A 7,867-nucleotide genomic window follows, 5' to 3' on the forward strand; every position below is an offset into this window, starting at 1 on the left:
GCGGCGTCCGCGCCGTGCCCGCCGACGATACGCGCGGACGGGGGTGGGGTCAAGGCGGGGCGTCGCTGCCGGCGGCGCCCCGCCCGTCACGCCCCGCCCGTCACGCCCCGCCCGCGGCGGCGTCGGTGGGGGCGTCGGCGGGCGCCGCGTCGAGGGATCCTTCGCGCGCCGGCTTGGCGAACACCATGCGGCCCACCTGCGTCTGCAGCGTCGACGTGACCGCCACCCGGAGGCGGTCCCCGATCCGCGAGGCGGCGTCCTCGACGACGATCATCGTGCCGTCGTCGAGGTAGGCGAGGCCCTGGCCCGCCTCCTTGCCGGGCCGCACGATCTCGACGTCCAGCGTCTCGCCCGGCAGGTGGGCGGCCTTCATCGCGTCGGCGAGCCGGTTCGGGTTCAACACCCGGACGCCCTGGAGGTGCGCCACCTGGTGCAGGTTCGCGTCGGTCGTCACCAGGTCCGCGCCGGCGCGCTTGGCGAGGGCGACCAGGCGGTCGTCGACCGGTCCGTCGGGCAGGTCGGCGGTGGCGGCGTCGTCGAGGACCTCCAGCGCGAGGCCGCGCACCTCCCCGAGCCGCTCCAGCATCGCGAGGCCGCGGCGACCGCGCCGCCGCCGCGTCGCGTCGGCGTCGTCGGCGATGCCCTGCAGCTCCCGCACCACGAACGCCGGCACCCACGCTTCGCCGTGCAGGAAGTTCGCGTCGGCGACGTCGGCGATGCGCCCGTCGATGATCGCGCTGGTGTCCAGCACGCGGATCGGGCCGGCGTCGTCCGAGGAGGGGGCGGCGGCGGCGCGCGGGAGCGGCAGCAGCCGCCGGTTGGCGACGAAGAAGGCGACGAACGAGGCGCTCAAGCCGGTCGCGAGCGCCAGCGAGACCCCCCAGTTCATGCCCGGTATGCGTTCGAGGACGTCGTCGAGGAGGACGGTCAACAACAGCGCGAGGGTCGCGCCGGCGGTGCCGGCGAGGACCGCGTCGGGGGGCCAGGCGGCGATCCGGCGGGCGACGTCGCGAATGGCGCGCGCGGCGCCGCGCGCCGGCCAGGCGCTCGCCAACCAGCCGACGAGGAAGCCGAGGAGCGCCAGGTAGATGCGGTTGGCGGGCCCGACCAGCACGCCGCTCGCCAACCAGCGTTCGGCGAGGACGAGGCCGACGCCGGCGAGCGCGACCGACGCCGCGCCGCGCAGCAGCACCGCGGTCGCCGACGGCGGGCCGGGGGAACCGCTCACGCGGCCCCCGCCCGCGCGGGGCCGGCGACGGCGGCGAGCGCCTCCCCGAGGCGGGCGTGACCGCCGCCGTCGAGCGCCTCGTGGCGCGGCCCGAGCAGCGTCGCGAAGCCCGCCCGGTTCGCCTCCGCGCGGCGGCGTTCGAGGTGCGCGACGCTGCGGATTTCGCCGGCGAGACCGATCTCGCCGACGACCGCCGCGTCGCTCGGGAGGGCGCGGTTCGTGACCGCCGACCAGACCGCCATCGCGACCGCGAGGTCCGCGCCGGGGTCGGTGAGGCGCAAGCCGCCCGCGACGTTCACGAACACGTCGAGCCCGTCGAGGGGCAGGTCGGCGCGGCGCTCGAGGACGGCGAGGACGACGTCGACGCGGCGGGCGTCGAGGCCCTGGACGACGCGTTTGGGGGTCGCGTAGGGGCTCTTGCTGGCGAGCGCCTGCACCTCGAGCAGCAGCGCGCGTTGCCCCTCGAGGGCGGCGACGACGACGGAGCCGGGGACGCCCTCGGGGCGTTCGGCGAGGAACGCCGCGGACGGGTTCGCGACCGCCCGCATGCCGTCCTCGCGCATGTCGAACACGCCGACCTCGCCGACCGGACCGAAGCGGTTCTTGTGGGCGCGCAGCACCCGGAAGCCGGCGGCGGACTCCAGCGCGAAGGTGGCGTCCACCATGTGTTCGACGACCTTCGGGCCGGCGATCGTGCCCTGCTTCGTGACGTGCCCGATGAACAGCACGGTGCTGCCCGCCGCCTTCGCGGCGGCGGCGACGACGGCGGTCCCGTCGCGCACCTGCGTGGGGCTGCCCGGCACCCCGTCGTCCCCGACGCGCAGCGTCTGGATGCTGTCGACGACGACCATGGCCGGCGCCTCCGCCGCGACGTGCGCGGCGATCGCGTGGGCGTCGGTCTCGCGCGTCACCCGGAGGGCGCCCGCCACCCCGACGCGGGCGGCGCGGAGCTTGACCTGCTCGAGCGACTCCTCGCCGGCGACGTACGTCACGCTGCGGCCGGCGTCGGCGGCGTGGCGGGCGAGCTGCAGCAGGAGCGTGGACTTGCCGACCCCCGGGTCGCCCGCCAGCAACAGCGCGGCGCCGCGCACCCAACCGCCGCCGAGGACCCGGTCGACCTCCGCGTCGCCGGACGGAATGCGGGCGTGCGCGAGGTCCTCGACCGCGTCGAGGCGGGTGACGCGGGCGGCGGGCGCGGCGCGGGACGCCCCGCCGGTCGGGGCGCCGGGCGGGCCGCCGCGCGCGGGGGCGACCTCGCGCATGGTGTCCCACGCGCCGCACGTCGGGCAGCGCCCCATCGGCGCGGGGGACTTCGCGCCGCAGGCGTCGCAGACGTACTCGCTCAACGCTTTCGCCATGCGGCCTCCGGAGGGTGCACGGCGGCAGTGTAGCGCGGCGGCCGGGGCGGCCGCCGCCCGCACGCCCCCTTCAGACGACGGGAACCGGGCGCGAGAAGCGCAGTTCGTCGTCCTCGACCGTGACGACGATCGGTTCGTCGCTCCCCCCGGCGAGCAGCTCGAGCGAGAGGGGGTCCTCGACGTGCTCGCGGAGGACCGCCCGCAGCGGGCGGGCGCTTTCGCCGGCCGGCATGCGTTCGACGAGCCACCCGGCGACCTCCGGCGCGAAACTGACCTCGACGTCGCGGGACTCGAGCTCCGCGCGGATCTCGTCGAGCATCCGCCCGGTGATGTGCAGGATGCCGGACCGGTCGAACGTCTTGAAGGCGATGACCTCGTCGAGGCGGTCGAGGAACTCCGGCGAGAAGATCGCGCCGAGCGGCGCCTCGACGTCGCGGACCCCTTCGTCCTGGAAGCCGACCGCCGGCCCGCGGTTGAAGCCGGTGTTGCTGGTCATGATCAGGATGACGCGCCGGAAGTCCACCATGCGGCCCTGCCCGTCGGTGAGGCGCCCGTCGTCGAGGACCTGCAGGAATGCGTTGTAGACGTCGGGGTGCGCCTTCTCGATCTCGTCGAGGAGCACGACGCTGAACGGTTGCCGGCGGACCGCTTCGGTGAGGCGTCCGCCCTGTTCGTGCCCGACGTACCCGGGGGGCGCCCCGATCAGTTTGCTGATGGCGTGGCCCTCCTGGTACTCGCTCATGTCGAGCCGCACCAGCGCCCGTTCGCTGCCGAAGAGGTGGACCGCCAACTGCTTGGCGAGGAAGGTCTTACCGACCCCCGACGGCCCGACGAACAGGAACGAGGCGGAGACCCGCGCCCGCCCGCCGAGCCCGACGCGGGCGCGGCGCAGGGCGGCGGCGAGCGCGTCGATCGCGTCGTCCTGCCCGACGACGCTGCGCCGCAGTCGGTCGTCGATGCCGGCGAGCTTGCTGCCGTCGTCGTCCCCCTCGTAGATGCCGCCCCACGCCTCGACGACCGCCTCGAGGTCCTCGCGCCCGACGATGGGGGTGCCGTCCTCCTCGGTGGGGACGGGGAAGCCGAGGCTGACGTTGAGGCGGGCGCGGGAGGCGGCCTCGTCGATCAGGTCGATCGCCTTGTCGGGGAAGTTGCGCCCCGGGAGGCTGCGTTCGCCGTAGCGGACCGACGCCTCGAGGATGGCGGGGGGCAGCACGACGCCGTGGTGGGCTTCGTACTTCTCGCGCAACCCGTGCAGGATCTCCAGCGACTCCTCGGGGGTGGGCTCGAGCACGATCACCGGTTGGAAGCGCCGCTCGAGGGCGGCGTCCTTCTCGATGTAGCGGTGGTACTCGCCGGTCGTCGTCGCGCCGATGACCTGCACCTCGCCGCGCGAGAGGGGCGGCTTGAGGATGTTCGCCGCGTCGAGGGTGCCCTCCGCGCCGCCGGCCCCGACGAGGGTGTGCAGCTCGTCGATGAAGGCGACGACCTTCGCGGTCTTGAGTTCCTCGATGATCGTGCGCAGGCGCTCCTCGAACTCGCCGCGGTACTTCGTGCCCGCCACGACGTTGCTGAGGTCGATCGACAACACCCGCATCGACTCCAGGTTGGGCGGCACGGACCCGTCGACGACCGCCTGCGCGAGGCCCTCGACGATCGCGGTCTTGCCGACCCCCGGTTCGCCGATGAGGACGGGGTTGTTCTTCGTGCGGCGCGAGAGGATCTGGATGACGCGACGGATCTCCTCGGTGCGCCCGATGACGGGGTCGAGGCGCGTCTCGCGGGCTTCGGCGGTCAGGTCGCGGGCGTACTCGTCGAGCGCCGGCGTGTCCGGTTCGCGTTCGCCCTGCTTCTTCGGGTCGGCGGCGGCGAGGACCCGCCAGCGGATCGTGTCGACGTCGCGCGTCAGGGTCTGCAGGATGCGGAAGGCGACCCCGTCGCCCTCGCGGACGATGCCGAGCAGGATGTGTTCGGTGGCGATGACGTTGCTGCCGAGGCTGCGCGCCTCGCTGCCGGCGAGCTCCATGACGCGGCGCGCGCGGGGCGTGATGGCGGCGGCCTCGTTGCGGGGCAGCCCGTCGCCGCGCCCGACCATCTCCTCGACCTGCGCGCGGATCCCTTCGAGCGTCGCACCGAACTCGCCGAGCACGGTGGCGGCGGTGCCCCCCTCGCGCAGCAAGCCGAGCAGGAGGTGCTCGGGACCGATCATCGCGTGGCCCATCTTGGCGCCCTCTTCGCGCGCGAAGGCGAACACGAGGCGGGCGCGGTCGTCGTAGCGGTTCATGCCTGGCCTCCAGAAACGCCGCACGCGGGCGGCGCGGGACGGGGCGCGGGGTGGGGCGGCGTCGCGAGGGACGTCGTCATGGTGCTATCCTACGCACTCGTGCGCCGCGCCCGATAGGGCCTCGCCTACCTTTTCGCGTGACGAGGTCGCGCCGACCCGCGAGGAGACCCCATGCTGTTCCAAGACATCCTGCTCACCCTCGACCGTTTCTGGTCGGACCAGGGCTGCGTGCTCGCGCCTCCGCACGACGGCGAGGTCGGGGCGGGCACGTTCTACCCGACGACGTTCCTGCGGGCGCTCGGCCCGACCCCGTGGCGGGTGGCGGGCATCGCCCCGTCCCGCCGCCCGACCGACGGGCGCTACGGCGACAACCCGTACCGCTTTCAGTACTTCGCGCAGTACCAGGTGGTCCTCAAGCCCAGCCCCGCCGACGTACAGCGGACCTACCTCGACAGCCTCGAGGCGCTGGGGATCCGCGCCGACGCGCACGACGTGCGCTTCGTGGAGGACAACTGGGAGTCGCCGACCCTCGGAGCGTGGGGGCTCGGGTGGGAGGTCTGGATGGACGGGATGGAGATCACGCAGTTCACGTACTTCCAGGCGGTCGGGGGGCAGGCGTGCGCGCCGGTGTCGGTGGAGTTGACGTACGGCCTGGAGCGCATCGCGATGTACCTGCAGGGCGTCGATCACGCCTTCGACATCGAGACGGCGCCCGGCGTGCGGCTCGGGGACCTGCGGCGCGACGCGGAGGTGCAGCACAGCCGCTACAACTTCGAGGCGAGCGACCCGGCGTTGCAGCGCGACCTGTTCGAGCGCTACGAGGCCGAAGCGCGGCGCCTGCTGGCCGACGACCTGGTGCATCCGGGGTACGACTTCGTGCTGAAGGCGTCGCACGCCTTCAACCTGCTCGATGCGCGGGGGGCGCTGTCGCAGACCGAACGCCAGGCGTACGTGCAGCGCATCCGCCGCCTCGCGGAGGCGACCGCGTCGGCGTACCTCGCCGAGCCCGACGGCGCGGGCGACGGGGAGGCCGCCTGATGGCGACGTTGCTGTTCGAGATCGGGACCGAGGAGCTGCCCTCCTGGTACGTGACGCAGGGTCGCGAAGCGCTCGCGGCGCTCGCCGCGGAGCGGCTCGAGGCCGCCCGCCTGCCCTTCGGGGGGGTGGAGGCGTACGCGACGCCGCGCCGCTTGGCGATCCTCGTGCGCGACCTGGCGGACGCCAGCGAGCGGCGCGTGGAGCGCCGGCGGGGGCCGGCGGCGTCGGTGGCGTTCGGGGAGGACGGCGCCCCGAGCGCCGCGGCGGTCGGCTTCGCGCGGGGCCAGGGGGTGGCGCCCGAGGCGTTGGTGGTGGAGGAGACCGACAAGGGGGCGTACGTGTTCGCGGAGGTCGCGACCGGGGGCGTGCCGGCGGCCGAGCTGCTGCCGGAGCTGTTGGCGGGCCTGGTGCGCGACCTGCCGGCGCCGCGCAAGATGCGGTGGGGGGAGGTCGAGACGCCGTTCGTGCGGCCGGTGGCGTGGTTGACGGCCCGCCTCGACGACGCGGTGGTGCCCGTGGAGGTCGCGGGTCGGCGCGCGGAGGGGGGGACGTACGGGCACCGCGTGCACGCGCCCGGGGCGGTGGCGCTCGACGCGCCCGAGGGGTACGTCGCGGCCCTGCGCGACGCGTGGGTGATGGTCGATCCCGACGCGCGGCGGACCGCGACGCGCGAGGCGGTGGCGGCGGCGGCGGAGGCCGAGGGCCTCACGCCGGCGTGGACCGACGCGCTGCTGGACGAGGTGGTGGACCTGGTCGAGTGGCCGGTCGCGATCCTCGGGCGGTTCGACGCGCGGTACCTGGCGTTGCCCGACGTGGTGTTGTCGACGGTGATGATCCACCACCAGCGGTTCGTGCCGCTGGCGCGGCCGGACGGCGCGCTGGCGGACGCGTTCGTCGGGGTGTCCAACACCGACCCCCGCGACCCGGCGGTGGTGCGGCGCGGCTACGAGGCGGTCCTCGACGGTCGGCTGTACGACGCGCGCTTCTTCTGGGACGCCGACCGCGGCAGCACCCTCGCGCACCACGCCTGGGGCCTGTCGGGGATCGCCTTCCAGCGGGACCTGGGGACGATCGCGGACAAGGTCGCTCGGGTCGGGGTGGGGGTCGAGCGTCTCGCCGACCGCCTCGGCGTGCCGGACGACGTGCGCCGGACGGTGGAGGCGGCGCGGCCGCTGTTGCGGGCGGACGCCGCGACGGAGATGGTTGGCGAACTGCCGGAGTTGGCGGGCGAGATGGGGCGCGCGTACGCCCTCGAGGAGGGGCTGCCCGAGCCGGTCGCGCAGGCGTTGCTGGACGGCGTTCGGCCCACGACGGCGGGGGGGACGCTGCCCGAGGGGGAGGCGGGGGCGCTGTTGGCGGCGGCCGACCGGGCCGACACGCTGTTGGGGTTCTTCGCGCTCGGGAAGCGCCCGAGCGGGTCCGCGGACCCGTTCGCGTTGCGGCGGGCGGCGGGTGCGTTGGCGCGCATCGCCGCCCACCGGGCGTGGGACGTGCCGCTGCGCGACCTGGTCGCGGCGGTGGCGGGCGCCTACGACGGGGGGCCCGTGGAGGTCGACGACGGGGTCGTGGACGCCGTCACGGCGTTCACGTGGGAGCGCGTGGCGCAGCTGTTGGCGGCGGAGGGGGTCGACGTGCTCGCGGTGCGGGCCGCGACGGCGGACGGCCCGTCGGTGATCGAGGCGGCCCGCCGCGCGCACCTGCTGGTGGCGCTGGAGGGCAGCGCGACGTTCGCGGCGCTGCGCGCGACGTACAAGCGGGCCGCGAACCTGGCCGACGGCGCGCCGGAGGGCGTCGCGGTCGACCCCGAGCGGTTCGAGACGCCCGAGGCCGAGGCCCTCCACGCCGCCTTGGGCCCGGCCCGCGACGCCGTCGCGGCGCTCCGGGCGGAGGTCGGCGAGCAGCTGCCGCCCTGGTCGTTGGGGGCGGGGCCCACCCAGCCGCCCGCGCCGGGCGCGGGGGCGG

At 75.2% G+C, this 7,867-nt stretch carries 5 protein-coding genes; 2 read left to right on the forward strand and 3 right to left on the reverse strand.

What is annotated here, in order from left to right:
• Positions 1–100 precede the first annotated feature (100 nt).
• The 3 genes from RI554_02725 to RI554_02735 all read right to left on the reverse strand — a co-directional run bounded on the left by RI554_02725 (position 101) and on the right by RI554_02735 (position 4,867).
• A complete protein-coding gene (locus RI554_02725; protein MDR9390924.1) occupies positions 101–1,228 on the reverse strand; it encodes a TRAM domain-containing protein in 1,128 nt (375 codons plus the stop codon).
• Positions 1,225–2,586 carry a DNA repair protein RadA gene (gene radA, locus RI554_02730; protein MDR9390925.1) on the reverse strand — a complete coding sequence of 454 codons (1,362 nt, stop codon included), beginning with the start codon at positions 2,584–2,586 and terminating at the stop codon, positions 1,225–1,227. Before radA ends, RI554_02725 begins: the two co-directional genes overlap by 4 nt.
• 70 nt (positions 2,587–2,656) lie before the next feature.
• Positions 2,657–4,867 carry an ATP-dependent Clp protease ATP-binding subunit gene (locus RI554_02735; GenBank protein ID MDR9390926.1) on the reverse strand — a complete coding sequence of 737 codons (2,211 nt, stop codon included), beginning with the start codon at positions 4,865–4,867 and terminating at the stop codon, positions 2,657–2,659.
• Between the two features lie 171 nt (positions 4,868–5,038).
• Here RI554_02735 and RI554_02740 point away from each other — a divergent pair, with 171 nt between their 5' ends.
• Positions 5,039–5,905, forward strand: coding sequence for a glycine--tRNA ligase subunit alpha (locus RI554_02740; GenBank protein MDR9390927.1), 867 nt, complete (start codon positions 5,039–5,041; stop codon positions 5,903–5,905).
• Positions 5,905–7,867 (forward strand): glycine--tRNA ligase subunit beta (gene glyS, locus RI554_02745; protein ID MDR9390928.1); only part of this gene is annotated, 1,963 nt, incomplete at its 3' end. The genes RI554_02740 and glyS, both read left to right, overlap by 1 nt.

The organism is Trueperaceae bacterium, from assembly GCA_031581195.1.
Classification (GTDB): domain Bacteria; phylum Deinococcota; class Deinococci; order Deinococcales; family Trueperaceae; genus SLSQ01.